Below are 16,553 nucleotides of genomic sequence, written 5' to 3'. Positions count from 1 at the left end.
ACACTATGGGTTCCACGTTCAATAGCCTGGTTGGCCTGATCATCCTTGCCCTGGACATCTGGGCAATCATCAATGTGATCAAGAGCGGTGCCAGCGGTGGCGCCAAGATTCTCTGGGTCCTGCTGATCCTGCTGCTGCCGGTGCTTGGCCTGATTATCTGGGCGATTGCCGGGCCGCGAGGGAATGTGCGGTTGTAGGAGCGGGCTTGCCCCGCGATGATCTTCAGATCAACCAGGTCCCCTCCAGCTCCAACAGGATCTGCTTGCGCTCGATCCCCCCGGCAAACCCGGTGAGGGTGCCGTTGCTACCAATCACCCGATGACAGGGGATGATGATTGCAATCGGGTTGGCGCCATTGGCGGTGCCCACTGCCCGCACCGATTTGGGGTTGCCAATGTCCAGGGCAAGCTCGCCATAGCTGCAGGTGGTGCCATAGGGAATACGCTGCAGGGCCTGCCACACTTGCTGTTGAAACGGCGTTCCCTGGGGCGCCAGGGGCACCTGGAATGCCTCGCGCTTGCGTGCGAAGTACTCGTCCAGCTGGCGCGCCACGTTGTCCAGCTGGCTGCAGGCCGGCTGCCAGTCTTCAGCCAGTTCCCACGGCTGGGCGGCGTCCATGTGCAGCATGCGCAAGCCCTGTTCATCGCCTGCCAACAGCAGCGGGCCAAGCGGGCTTGGTAGGTAGCGATAAAACATGGCGTAATGATCTCTCTGCGGATAACCCTGATTCTATTACGAAATTTTCACAAACGATTGCCGACAATTTGCCCGCGCAATTATCCGTTCGCCGAATGACCGTGCAACGCACTCGCGTTTAGGGCACATTTGCCGATTCGTTTTACCGCCTTCCTTGAACCTGAACCCTAGGGATCTTCCAATTCATGGCTAACACGGACGCCTTGAGTCAACAGCGGGCTGCGTCGCGCCCGTTGCAACCGACGCTGAAATCACACCTGGCCTACACCTTGCTGTGCGGCCTGGTGATCATGCTGATGCTCAGTCTGGTCCGCCTGGCCTTGCTGGTCTACAACAGCGACATGATCGGTGACACGCCGATGTCGACGGTAGCCGAAGGTTTTCTCAATGGCCTGCGCTTCGACCTGCGGGTCGTGGTGTACCTGAGCATTCCGCTGCTGCTGGCGGTCCTCAGTGCCCGGGCCATGGCCGCACGCGGCCTGTTCCGCGCCTGGCTGACCATCGCTTCGAGCATCGTCATGTTCCTCGGCCTGATGGAGATGGACTTCTATCGCGAGTTCCACCAGCGCCTCAACGGCCTGGTGTTCCAGTACGTCAAGGAAGACCCGAAAACCGTGCTGAGCATGCTCTGGTACGGTTTCCCGGTGGTGCGCTACCTGCTGGCCTGGGCCTTCGGCACCTGGCTGCTCAGCCTGCTGTTCAAGGGCATCGACCGCCTGACCCGGCCCCGTGGCGTGTATGACAGCCAAGTGGGTGCGCGTAGCGTAGCGCCCTGGTATGTGCGCGGCGTGGTGTTCTTCATGATCCTGCTGGTGGCCGTGATCGCTGCCCGCGGCACCCTGCGCCAGGGCCCGCCCATGCGTTGGGGCGACGCCTTCACCACCGACTCGAACTTCGTCAACCAGCTGGGCCTGAACGGCACCCTGACCCTGATCGATGCGGCCAAGAGCCGTTTCGGTGAAGACCGCGCCAACGTCTGGAAGTCGACCATCGAGCAGGGGCTGGCCACCCAGACCGTGCGCGACATGCTGCTGACGCCCAACGACAAGCTGGTCGATGCCGACAGCGCCGCCGTGCGCCGCGACTTCACCCCGCCGGCGAGCAATACCCTGCCGATCAAGAACGTCGTGGTGATTCTCATGGAGAGCTTCGCCGGTCATTCGGTAGGCGCCCTGGGCAGCCCGCATAACATCACCCCGTACTTCGACAAGCTGGCGAAAGAGGGCTTGCTGTTCGACCGCTTCTTCTCCAACGGCACCCATACCCACCAGGGCATGTTCGCCACCATGGCCTGCTACCCGAACCTGCCAGGCTTCGAGTACCTGATGCAGACCCCGGAAGGCGGCCACAAGCTGTCGGGCCTGCCGGCGCTGCTCAGCGCCCGTGACTACGACGACGTCTATGTCTACAACGGCGACTTTGCCTGGGACAACCAGTCCGGTTTCTTCGGCAACCAGGGTATGACCACCTTCATCGGCCGTAATGACTTCGTCAATCCGGTGTTCTCCGACCCGACCTGGGGTGTGTCCGACCAGGACATGTTCGACCGTGGCAACGAAGAACTGGCCAAGCACGATGGCAAGAAGCCGATCTACGCGCTACTGCAGACCCTGTCCAACCACACGCCGTATGCGCTGCCCAAGGAGCTGCCGGTCGAGAAGGTCACAGGCCAGGGCCGCCTGGACGAGCACCTGACCGCCATGCGCTACTCCGACTGGGCCCTGGGCCAGTTCTTCGAGAAGGCGCGCAAGGAGCCTTACTTCAAGGAGACCCTGTTCGTCATCGTCGGCGACCATGGCTTTGGCAACCAACAGCAGGTCACCGAGATGGACCTGGGGCGTTTCAACGTGCCGCTGCTGCTGATCGCTCCGGGTATCCAGGAGAAGTTCGGTGCGCTCAACCACACCGTCGGTACCCAGATCGACATCGTGCCGACCATCATGGGCCGTCTGGGCGGTGAAACCCGTCACCAGTGCTGGGGCCGTGACCTGCTCAACCTGCCGGCCGGTGATCCGGGCTTCGGCATGATCAAGCCGTCGGGCAGCGAGCAGATCGTTGGCCTGATCAGGGGTGATCGCATCCTGATCGAGTCCAAGGACATGACGCCACGCATGTACCGTTACGAGCTGGGTGCCAACTTCAAGGCCGAGCTGATTGAAAGTCCGGACCAGCCGCAGTTGCTGCAAAAGCTTGAATCGTTCATCCAGACGGCAACCAAGAGTCTGCTGGATAACACTGCCGGTGTAGTACACGGCACGCCCGAATAACCATGTTGCTGGCGCAGTAAACAGGACCCCGGCTTGCCGGGGTCTTGGCTTTTTGGGCCATGAATGCTCAAATCGCGCGCCTCAGCAAACGTGGGGCTGCAACGGCTCCCATCAAAAAAGGATTTTTGCGTGCGAGTGTTGGTTTTGATTGCCTGCCTGTGTCATTCACTGTTGGCAATGGCCGAAGTGGCGCCGCCGGATTACCAGACGCCCCCCGGCTGGCGCACCGAATGCATCGGCCGGGTGCAATTCGATGTGCCCAAGGACATTGCCTGGCACCTTTCCAGTGGTTACTGGCAATACTACAATTTCGAGCTCCCCGACCCCACGATCACCCCCGGGGACAAGCAGATTGCCTACGGCGAAGGGGTGACTGGCGAGCTGCCCTTTCTGGTCGACATCGAGGTCAGTCCGTTGACCACCCGTGCACTCTACGAGCAGATCCGCTATGTGCAGAGCCTTACCCGTAACCCGGCGCAGGAACGGGTGGTGAAGGCACAGATGGAGGCGCTGGATGCCGCCATGATTGCGGCCCGTGACGATGAAACGCGCTACAGGGCCCTGAGTGATCAGTATTTCGACTTGCGTGAAAAGCTTGAGCGCATAGGCTATGTGAATTCCCAGCTGGTGGTGCTTGACGACATGATCAAGCAATTTACTGCCGAGGGGCGGCCGGTGGCGAAGTTGCAGGTCGAGCGCGATGCCTTCTTCGAGGAGCAGGCGCAGTGGCCGACCGATACAGAGTACGAACATGAGCGCTTTATCGAGCTGGGTGTGCCGGATGCCTCTGCAAACTGGTATGCAGGCAATCTGACTGCCTACCTGTGGCGCGAGCAACGCATCTACCGTTTCAAATTCTACAGTGGCGCCAATACGGCTACAGATTCCGCTGCGCTGGCCCGGCTGGAGCCCAGGGCGCGTGCTGTGCTGGCCGCGTTCCGCACCCGCAAGCAATACGAAATCCCCCAGGACAACGGCTTCTGTGTGCCCTACGGCTTCATCGCCGACGATGGCACACCGCGACATGCCATCACCCTGGGCCTCAACCCGGCAGACAATCCCACGCTGCTGCACCGCCTGAGCATGAGCAGTGACAGCGACAAGGCCGTCGAGATGGTGCCGATGCTGCTGGATCGACTGATTGCCAACCCGTTTCCCATGCAGCTCAGTGTCGACAAGTTCGGGCCCTCCAGCGTGCGGATCGGTGCCGCCAAGGGCAGGTTCGGCGGCGCACGCTTTCGCGCTTATGACCCTGACAGTTTCAAGCCGGCGGCCGCTGAAACGTTCAGGATGGTCGCCGGTGTCTTGTCCACCGAGTACCAGCCCACCGTGGTGCTGGGAGTGATCAACGAACACACCGAGCCGCCGCTTGCGTTCGAGCCCTCCAGGGACGATTTTCTGCGCACGCTGCAAAGCATCCGCGCGCTGCCGGGTGGTCACCGCTTCGAGCCGCAAGCCGACTGAACAACCACCCCGGGGCGAGGTCAACGGAAGGTAGGCCAGATTCACCCTGAACATCGGTACAGAGGAGAGTCCAATGAAAGACTGGGTCATTACCTTTGTTGACCAGAAGGGCGAGTGCACCACGCTGCCGCTCACCGCAGAGCTTGAGCCGAGTATCGAAGAGGCTGCGCGGTTGATTCGTTCCCACCTGTTCCCGGTCATGGACGAACTTGACCTCAATGATTTCCAGGACCGCGCATCGTCGCCCACGGCCAAATGGCTGAAGGAGCAGAGCGGGGTGGAGATCACTGCCATCACGCAAGCACCCTGAACCCGCATGCCGGCTGGCACGCCGGGCGATCAGGCGCTACGCTGCAGGCAAGGTCGGGCGATTTTTCTGATTGCCCGGGCTTGCCGATCCACGTCACGCAACAGCTCGAATTGCCCCCGCACGGCTTGTGTGGCGGGCAGGTGCGTTTTGCACTGAAAGTCTATCCATCGGTAGTGAGGAGGACGATTCATGAGCAGCCAATACGAGGACATCAGCAGCACGGTCTTGCGTCGGATGAAAGAAGGCGGGTTCAACTTCGCACAAATTCATCCCATCGAATTTTATGCGGTATTTCCGGACGAGGCACGGGCGCGGCGAGCGGCAGGAAAGTTTCGCGGCGAATCACTCAGTGCCCAGGTGCATGAGCGCGATGATGGCGCCTGGCATCTGGAGCTGAGCAAGGTGATGTTTGCAACCTATGGCGGTATCGACGCGTTCGAACAGGATTTCGAAGCGGTGATTGCCCCGCTGGGCGGTGAAATCGAGGGCTGGGGCGTCAAGCAGGAGCGGCAACTGGCCTGACGTCAGTAGGAGCGGGCTTGCCCCGCGATTGCAGTCGCGCGCTTCGCAATGAAGCGCTTATGTCAAAGCAATCGGAACGGTTGCACAGATCTGGTGCAACCGTTCTTCGTTTAAAACGCAACGTATTGAATAACAAGGAATTATGCCGCTGGCACGGGGCTTGCGATGGCTCGGGTGCACGGGTGACAAGGAGTTCGGCATGATCCGCACTTTTTACGACGAAATGTACGCCGCTGACGGCCAGGTCCGTCCGCACTACCGGGAATTCGCCCGCTGGTTATCCGAGACCCCGCCGGAGCTGCTGGCCCAGCGTCGACGTGAAGCCGACCTGCTGTTCCATCGTGCCGGCATCACCTTCACCCTCTATGGAGACGAGCAGGGCACCGAGCGGCTGATTCCTTTCGACACCATCGCGCGCAGCATCCCAGCCAGTGAATGGCGGGTGGTGGAGCGCGGTTGCATTCAGCGGGTCAAGGCGTTGAACCTGTTTCTCGCCGACCTGTACCACGATCAGCGGATTATCCGCGCCGGGATCATTCCGGCCGAGCAGGTCCTGGCCAATGATCAGTACCAACTGGCGATGCAGGGCCTGGACTTGCACCGCGACATCTACGCGCATGTTTCCGGGGTCGACCTGGTGCGCGACAGCGATGGCAGTTACTACGTGCTTGAGGACAACCTGCGCACCCCCAGCGGCGTCAGCTACATGCTCGAAGACCGCAAGATGATGATGCGCCTGTTCCCCGAGCTGTTTGCCGTCCAGCGCATCGCCCCCATTGATCATTACCCCAACCTGTTGCTCGATACCCTCAAGAGCTCCAGCCCGCTGGATAACCCCAGCGTGGTGGTGCTGACGCCTGGACGTTTCAACAGCGCGTTCTTCGAGCACGCCTTCCTCGCCCGCGAGATGGGCGTCGAACTGGTCGAGGGCGCCGACCTGTTCGTGCGCGATGAGCGGGTGTTCATGCGCACCACCGACGGCCCCAAGGCCGTGGATGTGATCTACCGGCGCCTCGACGATGCCTTCCTCGACCCATTGGCCTTCAACCCCGATTCGATGCTCGGCGTGCCCGGGCTGCTGGCGGCCTATCGCTGCGGCAACGTGGTACTGGCCAATGCCATCGGTACCGGGGTGGCCGACGACAAGTCGATCTATCCCTACGTCACCGACATGATCCGTTTCTACCTCGACGAGGAGCCGATTCTGAAGAACGTGCCGACCTGGCAGTGCCGCAAGCCCGAAGAGCTGTCCCATGTGCTGGCCCACCTGCCGGAGCTGGTAGTCAAGGAAACCCAGGGCTCCGGCGGCTACGGCATGCTGGTGGGCCCGGCTGCGACCCGTGCCGAGATCGAGGCGTTCGCCGCACGAATCAAAGCCCGCCCGGCGGCTTACATCGCCCAGCCGACGCTATCGCTGTCGACCTGCCCGACCTTTGTCGAAAACGGCATCGCCCCCCGTCATATCGATCTGCGTCCTTTTGTGCTGTCCGGGCGTGAGACCCGGGTGGTACCTGGCGGCCTGACCCGGGTCGCCCTGCGTGAAGGCTCGCTGGTGGTCAACTCGTCCCAGGGCGGCGGTACCAAGGACACCTGGGTGGTCGAGGATTAAGCCATGCTGAGTAGAACTGCCTCCGATTTGTACTGGATGTCGCGTTATCTTGAGCGGGCCGAAAACCTCGCGCGGATGCTCGATGTCAGCTATTCACTGTCGCTGATGCCCCAGGACGGTCGCGGCGATGGCCTGGATGAACTGGCCATGCCGCTGCTGATCACCGGCACCCTCGATGATTACCTGGAGCGCCACGGACAATTGCATGCCGAGCGCCTGTTGCACTTCTTTGCCCTGGACCCGGAAAACCCGGCGAGCATCTACAGCTGCCTGGGCGCCGCACGGGCCAGTGCCCACGCGGTACGTGGGCGGATCACCGCTGACATGTGGGAAAACATCAACGCTACCTGGCTGGAGATTCGCGGTATCGCCGAGCAAGGCCTGGGGCGCTATGGCATGAGCCGTTTCTGTGAGTGGGTCAAGGAGCGCTCGCACCTGTTTCGCGGTGCCACCTACGGCACCATCATGCGCAATGACGCCTTTCGCTTCATTCGCCTGGGCACTTTCATCGAGCGCGCCGACAACACTTTGCGCCTGCTCGATGCCCGCTACGAAATGCTCGGCGACGAGGCCGAGGCGGTCAGCGACAGTTCGGCGCGCGGCTATTACCAATGGAGCGCCTTGCTGCGTGCGCTGTCGTCATTCGAGGCGTACACCGAAATCTACCGTGACGCACCGGCCGCTCGCCATGTCGCCGAATTGCTGCTGTTGCGCGCCGATGTACCGCGTTCGCTGCGCGCTTGCACCGAGGAAATCGACCAGATCCTCGCCAGCCTGCCCGGTGGCAACGGCCGCCCGGCCCAGCGCCTGGCCGCCGAGGTGGACGCCCGCCTGCGCTACACCTCGATCGATGAAATCCTCGCCGAGGGCCTGCACCCCTGGCTGACCCATTACATCCCGCTGGTGCGTGAACTGGGTAATGCCATTCACAGTGCCTACCTGGAGGCTGTATGAGACTGACCATTAGCCACGAAACCGCCTACCACTACGACGACCAGGTGCGCGCCAGCATCCAGTACCTGCGCCTGACGCCCCATGACAGCGAGCGCCAGCAGGTGCTCAGCTGGCATTTGGAGCTGCCGCGCCCGGTGCGGGCGCAACTCGACCCGTTCGGCAATATTCTGCACGTGCTGAGCCTGGAGGAGCCGCATTGCGACCTGGTCATTGGCGCCCGTGGCCTGGTGGACATCGATGAAAGCCGTGAAGCGGAGCACGAACTGCAGTCGCCGCTGCCGTTTCTGCGCTTTACCCGGCTTACCGAGGCCGATGAAGCCTTGCGCGCCTTCGCCAGCCAGCAATGTCGCAAACGTCGCGATCGTTCGGCGCTGATCGAACTGATGAATGCCCTGAACCAGCGCATGGTCTATCGGCCCGGCAGCACCGCTGTGGACACCAGCGCTGCCCAGGCATTTGCTGGCGGAGCAGGGGTTTGCCAGGACCATACCCATGCGTTTCTCACCTGCGCGCGCAGCCTGGGGGTGCCGGCGCGCTATGTGTCCGGCTACCTGTTCGACAGCGACAGCCAGCAGATGGCCAGCCACGCCTGGGCCGAAGCCTGGCTGGACGATGCCTGGTACAGCTTTGATGTCACCAACCAATTGGCCCGGCCCGAACGGCACCTGAAGCTGGCGGTGGGCCTGGACTACCTGGATGCCTGTCCGGTGCGCGGCATGCGCCGTGGTGGTGGCTTTGAACAGATGCACGCCAAGGTACTGGTGACGCCGACGATCACTGCCCAGCAGCAATAAACATCAGGACTTGCGTGTGGCCATGTGGCGCAGGTAGGCCAGCAGGGCATCCAGTTCGCTGTCGCTGATCACCGACTCGGCAAAGCCGGGCATCTTCGCTTGCGGCCACTGGCGCAAACTTTGCGGGTCGCGGATATAGCGGCGCAGGAAGTCGGCTTGAAAGTATTCGGTCGGGTTGTGCGGCAGGTTCAGGTCCGGTCCGAACTGGGCGTCACCGGCGCCGTTGAGGCGATGGCAGGCCAGGCAGTTCTTCTGGAACACAGCAAAGCCCTGGTTGACCGGGTCATTGGCAGCCAGGCCTGGCGCCGGGCGCATGGCCGGGAAACGCTCGGCCACTGCCGCCAGGCGGCGAATGCTGGCGACCTGGAAGGGCCACTGTTCCGGGCTGATGCGTCCGGCTTGCGGGTGGGTCCAGACCAGATAAAACGGCCCGGCGCCGGGCTTGCCCTTGGCCAGCGGTGGCCAGGGCCGCGCAGGGTCTTCAATGGCCAGCCAGGCCCGCGCGGGGCCGTCCTTGAGCAAGGGTGCAGCCGGCATCTCGGCGGCGAAGCCATCCAGGGCGATGGCTTGCAGGTGATCATCGGCCTTGACCCCAGGCAAGAGTGCCGCCAGCGGCACCGCACGGTAGTGCATGGTTTTTTTGTAGGAAACATCGTTGTCGATCTGGATATCCTGCGCCTGCGGGTGTGCGAGCAGTTCGGCGCTCTGCCATTGACGGCTGCCGTCGCCCAGGTCCAGGGTCAATTGCGCGGCCCCGACGGGCAGGCAGAGCAGGGCGAGCAGCAAGCTCAAATATTGGCGCATGGGCGGTCTCCAACCATCAAGGTCGGCAGATTACCTGTATACAACCGGCTTGGGCCAGGTACAGACCCAGGAGGGGGACATGCTGCTCAGCCAAACAGACGTGAAAGGTTCGGCAGGATCAACAGCAGTGTGGTGGCAAAAAGTATGAGCCCGGCTTGACGTACTTTGTGTTGTTTGAACATGGCTGACCGCCTTTTTGTTGTTATTCCTGCGTGCCCAGTGGCTTCCTTGTCATCGATCTGGCGTACATCACCGAAACGTTTAGACGCGAACCGTTGCTAATGGGTATACAGCTAACCTTAGGGTCAACGTCACCCGTGCTTTAGAACGCTTTCGTCTGTACTTATTTTTTTTCGATGTTTTTTGGCTATGAGGCTTAATGCCATCTCGTAGTTATTCCCTTGCTAGACGCTTGCAGGCCTCCAGCGAGTGGATCCACAGTCGATGACCGTTCGTCCGAGTATCATACTTGCCTGCGCGGCTGATTCGGGGCAGGCTTTACGGGGCAATCCCGCCTTTGTCGTTCAGGACTATCTCTATGTCGCTACGCATCTGCATCCTGGAAACCGACGTCCTGCGACCGGAGCTGGTCGAGCAGTATCAGGGCTACGGACGGATGTTCGAGCAGCTGTTTACCCGCCAGCCAATCGCCGCCGAGTTTCGCGTCTACAACGTGTTGAACGACGAGTATCCCGAGGATGACCAGACGTTCGATGCCTACCTGGTCACGGGCAGCAAAGCCGACTCGTTCGCCAATGATCCGTGGATCGAGAAGCTCAAGGCGTTTCTGCTGGAGCGCTATCAGCGTGGCGACAAATTGCTTGGCGTGTGTTTCGGTCATCAGTTGCTGGCGCTGCTCTTGGGTGGCAAGAGCGAACGCGCGCACCAGGGCTGGGGGGTGGGCATCCACCGTTACCTGATGAACGCCAAGGCGCCATGGATGAGCCCGCAGGTCGAAGAACTGACCTTGCTGATCAGCCATCAGGACCAGGTCACCCGCCTGCCGGAAAACGCCACGGTGATCGCCTCCAGCGATTTCTGCCCCAACGCCGCCTATCACATTGGCGACCAGGTGCTGTGCTTCCAGGGCCACCCGGAGTTCATCCACGACTATTCGCGGGCGCTGCTTGAATTGCGCCAGGATAGCCTCGGTCAGGAGGTCTACCGCAAGGGCCTCGACAGCCTGGCGCACGAGCACCAGGGCATTACCGTGGCCGAGTGGATGATGCGCTTCGTGGCGCACAAGCCTCAGGGCAGTTCGGCCTGAGGCCTGCCGCTATAGCCAGCCGGAGCGCTTGAAGCTGGCATACAGCGCCGTGCAACCCACGGCGATCCCGCCCAGCACGGCAAAGTAGCCGTAGTGCCAGCCCAGTTCCGGCATGTTCTGGAAGTTCATCCCGTAGATCCCCGCCACTGCCGTGGGGAACGCCAGGATTGCCGCCCAGGCGGCGAATTTGCGCTGCACGATGCTCTGGCGTGACGACTCCAGCAGCATGCCGATCTCGATGGTCTGGCTGGCGATATCGCGAATCCCGGCCAGGTCTTCCATCTGCCGGGTGACGTGGATCTGCACATCGCGAAAGTATGGGCGCATGTTCTTGTCGATAAACGGGAAGGTCAGGCGCTGCAGTTCTTCGCTGACCTCGACCATCGGCGCCACGTAGCGGCGCAGGCGCAGGATGTCGCGGCGCAAGCTGTGGATGCGCTGGATGTCTTCTTCCTTGAGCGAGCCGCTGAGTACGCTTTGCTCCAGCTCCTCGATCTCGCCATGAATGGCTTCGCTGACCGGCTGATAGTTTTCGGTGACAAAGTCGAGCAGGGCGTAAAGCACGAAGTCTTCGCCGTGCTCAAGCAGCAGCGGCCGGGCCTCGCAGCGCTGGCGCACCAGGGCGTAGGATTTCGAGTGACCGTTGCGCGCGGTGATGATGTAGCCGTTGCCGGCGAAGATATGGGTTTCGATGAACTCCAGCTTGCCTTCATGGCGCACCGGCGAATAGGTGACGATGAACAGGGCATCGCCGAAAGTCTCGAGCTTGGGCCGGCTGTGTTTTTCCAGCGCGTCCTCGATGGCCAGCTCATGCAGGTTGAACTGGCGTTGCAGGTTGGCCAGCTCCTGGGCGTTGGGCTCTTCCAGGCCGATCCAGACGAAATGCCCGGGTTTGCTTGCCCACTGGCTGCCTTCGTCGAGGCTGATGTTGGTGACCTTTCTGCCGGCGCTGTACACCGCCGCTGCAACGACTCGACCCATGGTTGTCCGCTTCTTCAATTAACCGTGCCAGTAGCTTGGGCTGACCGGCACGATTCGGCAACCGTTCACACCAGGGTCAATTCACCTTCCATGCGATCGATGCACTGCTGCATCTGCAGGCGGCACTGTTCGGCCAGGGCCGGCACGTCCTGCTGGGTGAGGCCGCTGGTGGCAATCGGCGCCAGCGAACGGATGATCACCTTGCTGCGGCGCCAGCCGTTGAGGCTCAGGCGACTGGCGTAGCGGCTGACGCACACCGGCACGATCGGCACACCGGCCTCGACGGCCATATGGAAGGCGCCTTTCTTGAAGGGAATCAACTGTTCGCCCGGGTTGCGCGTGCCTTCCGGGAAGACCCAGATCGAGGTGTTGTCTTCGCTCAGGGTGCGGGTGGTGGTCTGCATCGCCCGGCGCGCCTGATAGGCGTTGCCACGATCGACCAGGACATTGCCGCCCAGCCAGAACAACTGGCCAAACAGCGGGACCCATTTCAGGCTTTTTTTGCCGATGCACACGGTGCGCCGCGGAACCACGTGGCCGAGCACGAACAGATCGTGGTTGGACTGGTGGTTGGCAATGATCACGCAACCGGGCGGCTGGTCAAACAGCGGGCCGACTTCGGCCTTGATCTCGATGCGCATCAACCAGGTGGCAGGCAGGCCATAGAGGCGCGCACAGATTCGGCTGTTGTCCGGGTTGAACGGTCGGCACAGGCCAACCAGCACACCGAGAACACCGGCCAGGAGAAAATGCAGCCCCAACAGGAACATGCGGATAAGAAAGAGCATTCGTACGACTCATAGCTGGCAAACGCGGCGCAGTGTACGGATGTGCACTTCTATCGGCAAACGCTCATTGGGGTCGGCAGGCCTGATTACACAATTAGTTGCAATCAGGCCTTGGTAGGGGTCAGCCCAGGTGTTCCTGGTCGCGCATGATCGCGTCGTCGAGGATATCCAGCAGTGCTTTGCGCACCTTGAGCTTGGTGTGCTTGTGGGCGTTCATGTTGATCTTCTTCAACTGGCGTGCCGCCGCCAGCGCAGTTTCCTGCAGCTGTTCAATGGGCACTACCTTGTCGAGGAAGCCGGCGTCCACAGCGTTGAGCGGGTCGAACATTTCGGCGTTGATCACCGAGCGGTGGAACGCCGAGCGACGCAGGCGATCACGGGCCAGTTCGATGCCGGCGTGGTGCATGGTCATGCCGATCTGCACTTCGTTCAGGCCGATGCTGAACGGGCCTTCGACGCCGATACGGTAGTCGGCCGAGAGCAACAGGAACGCGCCTTTGGCCACGGCGTGGCCCGGGCAGGCGACGATGATCGGGAAGGGGTGCGAGAGCATGCGCCGGGCCAGGGTCGAACCTGCGGTGACCAGGCTGACGGCTTCCTTGGGGCCGGCGGTCATGACTTTCAGATCATAGCCACCGGAGAGAATGCCCGGTTGGCCGGTGATGATTACCACCGCGCGGTCTTGCACGGCCTGGTCGAGGGCGGCATTGAAGGCCTGGATGACGTCAGGCGAGATGGCGTTGACCTTGCCGTTGTTCAGGGTCAGGGTCGCAATGCCGTCTTCGAGGTGGTAGGTAATCAGCTCACTCATGACAGGGTTCCTTTAGGGAGAGTGGGGCAGACGTTACTCAGGCAAGTGCCCCAGGTAAAGCGCTGTGACTGACTGGCCGGTCAGCCTGCAAGGCGCTTGCCTTGTCTGGCGGGCCCGGGCAGAACCGGGCTACCAAAGCACGCCAGAGAATGGCGGCTTTGCCCTGCGTGCTCGGTTTTTTTGCCTGATTGGCTTAAGCACATGAAAATTCTGAAAAAAACCTTTGCCATCAGAACCTCTTTCGACTACATTAGCGCGCCTCGACAGGCTGAATAGCTTGAAGAGAAACGGTGAAGTGTCCGAGTGGCTGAAGGAGCACGCCTGGAAAGTGTGTATACAGGAAACTGTATCAAGGGTTCGAATCCCTTCTTCACCGCCATATCTAGAAAAGCCCCCGACCTGAACAAGGCCGGGGGCTTTTTGTTTTGCCCATGAAAAAGGATGTTTCAGATGCTCAAAGAATGTTTCACCAAAGCGCAGATCCTTGCCGCAGAACAACTGCTGACCTTGATCAGCCCGACGGCCGAAATGGCCAGCCAGCACGTGCAGGCCCTGCGCGAGGTCGAGCTGGATGAAGATGACGCCGAAGAGTTCGAGGACGATCCGCAGCAACTGATGTGGATTGTCAAGGACGTGGCTGACTGGGAGTCGGTGTTCTTTGTCGATTGGAAGGACACCGAGTCGTTCGTGCAGAGCGTGCAGGAGCTGGCGCAGGCGCGCGATGCCGAAGTCACTTTCGGTGTCGAGGACGCGGAAGATGAAGACTTCCTCGAAGGCACCACAGTACCGGAGCTGATGGTCATTGCTCACGACGAACTGCACAAGCAGGGCCTGGTGTTGTGGAACTGGTCCACCGACGGCGACTGCTACAGCGGTTTCATCACCCCTGCGGATGTGGCGGCGCGCCTGGTCGAGCTGGGCGAGGTACTGGAAGTGGAGATTCGTGAGGGTAGTGAGCCGTTCTGATGGCGCTGTCTTCATCGCGGGTCAAGCCCGCTCCCACAGTTTGGATGTTGAACCTGTGGGAGCGGGCTTGCCCCGCGATAGGACCCTCAGAAACTCATGGAAGCTGAAACCCGCGCTGTCCGTGGCGCCCCCTGAAACAGATAGCCATCCCCCAGATACTCCCCGGCATCGCGCCAGTAGCGTTTATCGAAGACGTTATCCACCATCAGTCGCAGCACCGTGTCGTAGCCGCCAATCCGGGTGCTGTAGCGACTGCCCAGGTCAAACACCGCGTAGCTGCCCACTGCCACCGTGCCCGCCTGGTTGGCGTACTTGCTGGCGCTGTAGCGCGCCCCGCCGAGCAGGGCCAGGCCCGCAACCGGCAGACTGTAGTCGGCCTGCACGGCAGCACGGAAGTTCGGTACGTTCAGCGCTTGATGATCTTCAAAATCCGCCGTGCCGCTGTTCTTGACCCGTGCCCGAATTGCGGCGGCGCTGGCATTGACCTGCAGGTTCGAGGTCAGCCAGCCGCTGGCGCCCAGTTCCAGGCCGATGTTCTTTTGCTGGCCTTGCTGCACATAGGTGAAATGACCCGCACCGTCAGGTTGTGAATACTGATAGGCCTGACGCAGCTGGAACAGGGCTGCGCTCAGGCTCAGGCGCTGCCAGTCGCGCTTGATGCCGACCTCCAATTGATGGGACAGGGTCGGGGCCAGGATCTGCGCGCTGTTGCTGGTAAACCAGGGGGCAGTACCGCCGGCAGACAATCCTTTGCTGTAGCTGGTGTACAGCGAGATGTCAGCACGTGGTTTGTAGATCAGCGCGGCGTTGGGTAGCAGTTGATAGTCACGGGTGTGGCGGCTGGGGCTACCGTCTTCGGCAAAGGTCTTTTCATCCAGGCGTACCAGGCGCGCGCCCAGCACGGTTTGCCAGTGATCATTGAGGCTGATTCGATCGCTGGCGAATATCCCGTACTGCCGGCTATCGAGCCTGCGCGTGCTGTGGCCAGGCGACTTCTCGGACGGGTCAAGCGCTGGTGTTTGTTGGTAGATATTGCCGCTGCCGATCCACTCATTGAAGTAGGGACGCTGGTCGAGGGTTCGGCGCTGGGCGCTGCTGCCAACAGTCAGTTCATGGCCAATACCCTGGGTATCGAAGCGGCCATTGAGCGTCACCTGGGCCTCGTCGGTGCGCCGTGTGTCGTCGGGGCTGCGGTAGTCATAGATGTCATAGTCGCCTGCTTCACTGAAGTGGGCACCCTCGCTCGAACCCCAGGCAAACGAGCTGTAGTCATCGATCACCACCTTGCTGCGCGAGGCGCTGACGATGCCTGTCCAGTTGTCACTCAAGCGATATTCGAAGCGTCCGCCAAGGTTGAGCGAATCGATGCTCACCGGGTTGGCCCAGTGCTGGTAAGCCAGGCGATCGTGCGGGTCGATGCCGTGGGGCAGGCTGTTGCCACCGAGCAACTGATAGCCGGGCACTGAACGCTGCTCACGCTGCTGGTACTCGGCGTCCAGTTGCAGCACCGCGTCGGGGTTGATCTGCCAGTCGAACGCCAGGGAGGCGAAATCACGCTTGCCGTCGGCGTGATCGACGTAGGAGCGGATGTCCTCATGCGCGAGGTTGGCGCGCAGGCCGAACTGGCGCTGGCTGCCGAACCAGCCGCCCAGGTCGGTGGCGAGGTAGCGCTCCCCCTGCTCGTTGCTCGACACCGTCACCGAGTGCACCTCCTCCGGGCGCTTGGTGACGTAGTTGATCAGGCCGCCCGGTTCCGCTACGCCGCTTTGCAAGCCCGAAAGGCCCTTGAGCAGCTCTACTTGTTTTTTGTTTTCAAGGGCCACGTTCTGCTCACCGGCGATGGTCTGGCCGTTGATCTTGTAGCTGCTGGCGGCATTGAGCTCGAAGCCGCGCACGTTGAAGTTTTCGTAGTAGCCGATGGGGGCGTAGCTTTCACCGACCGAGGCGTCGCTTTGCAGCACCTCGCTGAGCTTGCGTACCTGGCGATCGGCGAGCAGTTGCTCATTGAATACTGCAATCGATGCCGGAGTATCCAGCACAGGCGCCGGCTGCCAGCCGCCGACCGCAGCCTCGCGGGCCTGATAGCCCTCGCTGTAGGTTTCGGACACCTGCACCGGCGCCAGGGTGATGCGATCCTGGGCCAGGCTGTGCCAGGCCGGCAACGCCAGGCTCAGGCTAAGCAGGCGCATGGGCAGGCGAGGGCGGGGCAGGGTCATGCAGAAGCTCCTTGAAGACGAACACAGACGCGCCGTTATCGTTCGGCTGCTGTCCACGGGCTGGATGCCCGATACGCAGAGGGAAATGGGCGGGCAAGGTAAAC

Annotated in this window: 16 protein-coding genes and 1 tRNA gene; 11 read left to right on the top strand and 6 right to left on the bottom strand. The window is 61.5% G+C overall.

Translation table 11 applies throughout. The features are described 5' to 3' along the window. The first annotated feature begins 5 nt into the window (after window positions 1–5). Window positions 6–197 (top strand): PLDc N-terminal domain-containing protein, encoded by a 192-nt coding sequence (locus EXN22_RS20195; RefSeq protein ID WP_130265725.1) that lies wholly within the window; start codon window positions 6–8, stop codon window positions 195–197. 25 nt (window positions 198–222) lie between these two features. Here EXN22_RS20195 and EXN22_RS20190 read toward each other — a convergent pair whose 3' ends face one another. Then, entirely contained in the window at window positions 223–696 is a 474-nt protein-coding gene (locus tag EXN22_RS20190) for a methylated-DNA--[protein]-cysteine S-methyltransferase (protein WP_130265724.1), read from the bottom strand. A 185-nt stretch (window positions 697–881) separates the two neighbouring features. Here EXN22_RS20190 and EXN22_RS20185 point away from each other — a divergent pair, with 185 nt between their 5' ends. The 7 genes from EXN22_RS20185 to EXN22_RS20155 all read left to right on the top strand — a co-directional run bounded on the left by EXN22_RS20185 (window position 882) and on the right by EXN22_RS20155 (window position 8,616). Next, window positions 882–2,963 carry an LTA synthase family protein gene (locus EXN22_RS20185; RefSeq protein WP_130265723.1) on the top strand — a complete coding sequence of 694 codons (2,082 nt, stop codon included), beginning with the start codon at window positions 882–884 and terminating at the stop codon, window positions 2,961–2,963. A gap of 63 nt (window positions 2,964–3,026) precedes the next feature. Beyond that, window positions 3,027–4,427 (top strand): T6SS immunity protein Tli4 family protein, encoded by a 1,401-nt coding sequence (locus EXN22_RS20180; RefSeq protein WP_130265722.1) that lies wholly within the window; start codon window positions 3,027–3,029, stop codon window positions 4,425–4,427. 73 nt (window positions 4,428–4,500) lie between these two features. After that, the gene (locus EXN22_RS20175) at window positions 4,501–4,737 is read left to right on the top strand and encodes a hypothetical protein (protein WP_130265721.1); all 237 of its coding nucleotides are present in this window, start codon (window positions 4,501–4,503) and stop codon (window positions 4,735–4,737) included. A 189-nt stretch (window positions 4,738–4,926) separates the two neighbouring features. Then, window positions 4,927–5,259 (top strand): ribonuclease E inhibitor RraB, encoded by a 333-nt coding sequence (locus EXN22_RS20170; RefSeq protein WP_130265720.1) that lies wholly within the window; start codon window positions 4,927–4,929, stop codon window positions 5,257–5,259. Between the two features lie 199 nt (window positions 5,260–5,458). Continuing rightward, complete coding sequence (locus tag EXN22_RS20165) at window positions 5,459–6,868, top strand: circularly permuted type 2 ATP-grasp protein (RefSeq protein ID WP_130265719.1); 1,410 nt, start codon at window positions 5,459–5,461, stop codon at window positions 6,866–6,868. A 3-nt stretch (window positions 6,869–6,871) separates the two neighbouring features. Next, window positions 6,872–7,822 (top strand): alpha-E domain-containing protein, encoded by a 951-nt coding sequence (locus EXN22_RS20160; protein ID WP_130265718.1) that lies wholly within the window; start codon window positions 6,872–6,874, stop codon window positions 7,820–7,822. Beyond that, the gene (locus EXN22_RS20155) at window positions 7,819–8,616 is read left to right on the top strand and encodes a transglutaminase family protein (RefSeq protein WP_130265717.1); all 798 of its coding nucleotides are present in this window, start codon (window positions 7,819–7,821) and stop codon (window positions 8,614–8,616) included. Before EXN22_RS20160 ends, EXN22_RS20155 begins: the two co-directional genes overlap by 4 nt. A 3-nt stretch (window positions 8,617–8,619) precedes the next feature. On the opposite strand, the gene EXN22_RS20150 is transcribed toward EXN22_RS20155, so the two are convergent. Further along, window positions 8,620–9,420 carry a cytochrome c gene (locus tag EXN22_RS20150; protein WP_130265716.1) on the bottom strand — a complete coding sequence of 267 codons (801 nt, stop codon included), beginning with the start codon at window positions 9,418–9,420 and terminating at the stop codon, window positions 8,620–8,622. A gap of 538 nt (window positions 9,421–9,958) precedes the next feature. On the opposite strand from EXN22_RS20150, the gene EXN22_RS20145 reads away from it, so the two are divergent. Further along, window positions 9,959–10,687 (top strand): amidotransferase, encoded by a 729-nt coding sequence (locus tag EXN22_RS20145; RefSeq protein WP_130265715.1) that lies wholly within the window; start codon window positions 9,959–9,961, stop codon window positions 10,685–10,687. Window positions 10,688–10,696: 9 nt separating this feature from the next. On the opposite strand, the gene EXN22_RS20140 is transcribed toward EXN22_RS20145, so the two are convergent. From EXN22_RS20140 to EXN22_RS20130, 3 genes are all read right to left on the bottom strand, one after another. Then, on the bottom strand, window positions 10,697–11,668 hold the full coding sequence (locus EXN22_RS20140) for a magnesium and cobalt transport protein CorA (protein WP_130265714.1): 972 nt from the start codon (window positions 11,666–11,668) through the stop codon (window positions 10,697–10,699). Window positions 11,669–11,733: 65 nt separating this feature from the next. Further along, window positions 11,734–12,456, bottom strand: coding sequence for a lysophospholipid acyltransferase family protein (locus EXN22_RS20135; RefSeq protein WP_130265713.1), 723 nt, complete (start codon window positions 12,454–12,456; stop codon window positions 11,734–11,736). 121 nt (window positions 12,457–12,577) lie between these two features. Then, window positions 12,578–13,267 carry a crotonase/enoyl-CoA hydratase family protein gene (locus EXN22_RS20130; RefSeq protein ID WP_130265712.1) on the bottom strand — a complete coding sequence of 230 codons (690 nt, stop codon included), beginning with the start codon at window positions 13,265–13,267 and terminating at the stop codon, window positions 12,578–12,580. 289 nt (window positions 13,268–13,556) lie between these two features. On the opposite strand from EXN22_RS20130, the gene EXN22_RS20125 reads away from it, so the two are divergent. Further along, window positions 13,557–13,646: transfer RNA gene (locus EXN22_RS20125), tRNA-Ser, on the top strand. A gap of 71 nt (window positions 13,647–13,717) precedes the next feature. Then, entirely contained in the window at window positions 13,718–14,233 is a 516-nt protein-coding gene (locus tag EXN22_RS20120; protein ID WP_130265711.1) for a DUF6630 family protein, read from the top strand. Between the two features lie 86 nt (window positions 14,234–14,319). Here the strand turns inward: EXN22_RS20120 and EXN22_RS20115 are convergent, their stop codons facing one another. Continuing rightward, window positions 14,320–16,449 carry a TonB-dependent siderophore receptor gene (locus tag EXN22_RS20115; protein WP_130265710.1) on the bottom strand — a complete coding sequence of 710 codons (2,130 nt, stop codon included), beginning with the start codon at window positions 16,447–16,449 and terminating at the stop codon, window positions 14,320–14,322. Window positions 16,450–16,553: the final 104 nt, after the last annotated feature.

This window comes from Pseudomonas tructae, assembly GCF_004214895.1.
GTDB lineage: Bacteria > Pseudomonadota > Gammaproteobacteria > Pseudomonadales > Pseudomonadaceae > Aquipseudomonas > Aquipseudomonas tructae.
This window is presented reverse-complemented; position numbering and strand designations above follow the sequence as displayed.

What these genes read in the sequence shown, in the direction of transcription:
- EXN22_RS20195 (WP_130265725.1), top strand. Translation starts at nt 6, where the DNA reads ATGGGTTCCACGTTCAATAGCCTGGTTGGCCTGATCATCCTTGCCCTG.
- EXN22_RS20190 (WP_130265724.1), bottom strand. Translation starts at nt 696, where the DNA reads ATGTTTTATCGCTACCTACCAAGCCCGCTTGGCCCGCTGCTGTTGGCA.
- EXN22_RS20185 (WP_130265723.1), top strand. Translation starts at nt 882, where the DNA reads ATGGCTAACACGGACGCCTTGAGTCAACAGCGGGCTGCGTCGCGCCCG.
- EXN22_RS20180 (WP_130265722.1), top strand. Translation starts at nt 3,027, where the DNA reads ATGCTCAAATCGCGCGCCTCAGCAAACGTGGGGCTGCAACGGCTCCCA.
- EXN22_RS20175 (WP_130265721.1), top strand. Translation starts at nt 4,501, where the DNA reads ATGAAAGACTGGGTCATTACCTTTGTTGACCAGAAGGGCGAGTGCACC.
- EXN22_RS20170 (WP_130265720.1), top strand. Translation starts at nt 4,927, where the DNA reads ATGAGCAGCCAATACGAGGACATCAGCAGCACGGTCTTGCGTCGGATG.
- EXN22_RS20165 (WP_130265719.1), top strand. Translation starts at nt 5,459, where the DNA reads ATGATCCGCACTTTTTACGACGAAATGTACGCCGCTGACGGCCAGGTC.
- EXN22_RS20160 (WP_130265718.1), top strand. Translation starts at nt 6,872, where the DNA reads ATGCTGAGTAGAACTGCCTCCGATTTGTACTGGATGTCGCGTTATCTT.
- EXN22_RS20155 (WP_130265717.1), top strand. Translation starts at nt 7,819, where the DNA reads ATGAGACTGACCATTAGCCACGAAACCGCCTACCACTACGACGACCAG.
- EXN22_RS20150 (WP_130265716.1), bottom strand. Translation starts at nt 9,420, where the DNA reads ATGCGCCAATATTTGAGCTTGCTGCTCGCCCTGCTCTGCCTGCCCGTC.
- EXN22_RS20145 (WP_130265715.1), top strand. Translation starts at nt 9,959, where the DNA reads ATGTCGCTACGCATCTGCATCCTGGAAACCGACGTCCTGCGACCGGAG.
- EXN22_RS20140 (WP_130265714.1), bottom strand. Translation starts at nt 11,668, where the DNA reads ATGGGTCGAGTCGTTGCAGCGGCGGTGTACAGCGCCGGCAGAAAGGTC.
- EXN22_RS20135 (WP_130265713.1), bottom strand. Translation starts at nt 12,456, where the DNA reads ATGCTCTTTCTTATCCGCATGTTCCTGTTGGGGCTGCATTTTCTCCTG.
- EXN22_RS20130 (WP_130265712.1), bottom strand. Translation starts at nt 13,267, where the DNA reads ATGAGTGAGCTGATTACCTACCACCTCGAAGACGGCATTGCGACCCTG.
- EXN22_RS20120 (WP_130265711.1), top strand. Translation starts at nt 13,718, where the DNA reads ATGCTCAAAGAATGTTTCACCAAAGCGCAGATCCTTGCCGCAGAACAA.
- EXN22_RS20115 (WP_130265710.1), bottom strand. Translation starts at nt 16,449, where the DNA reads ATGACCCTGCCCCGCCCTCGCCTGCCCATGCGCCTGCTTAGCCTGAGC.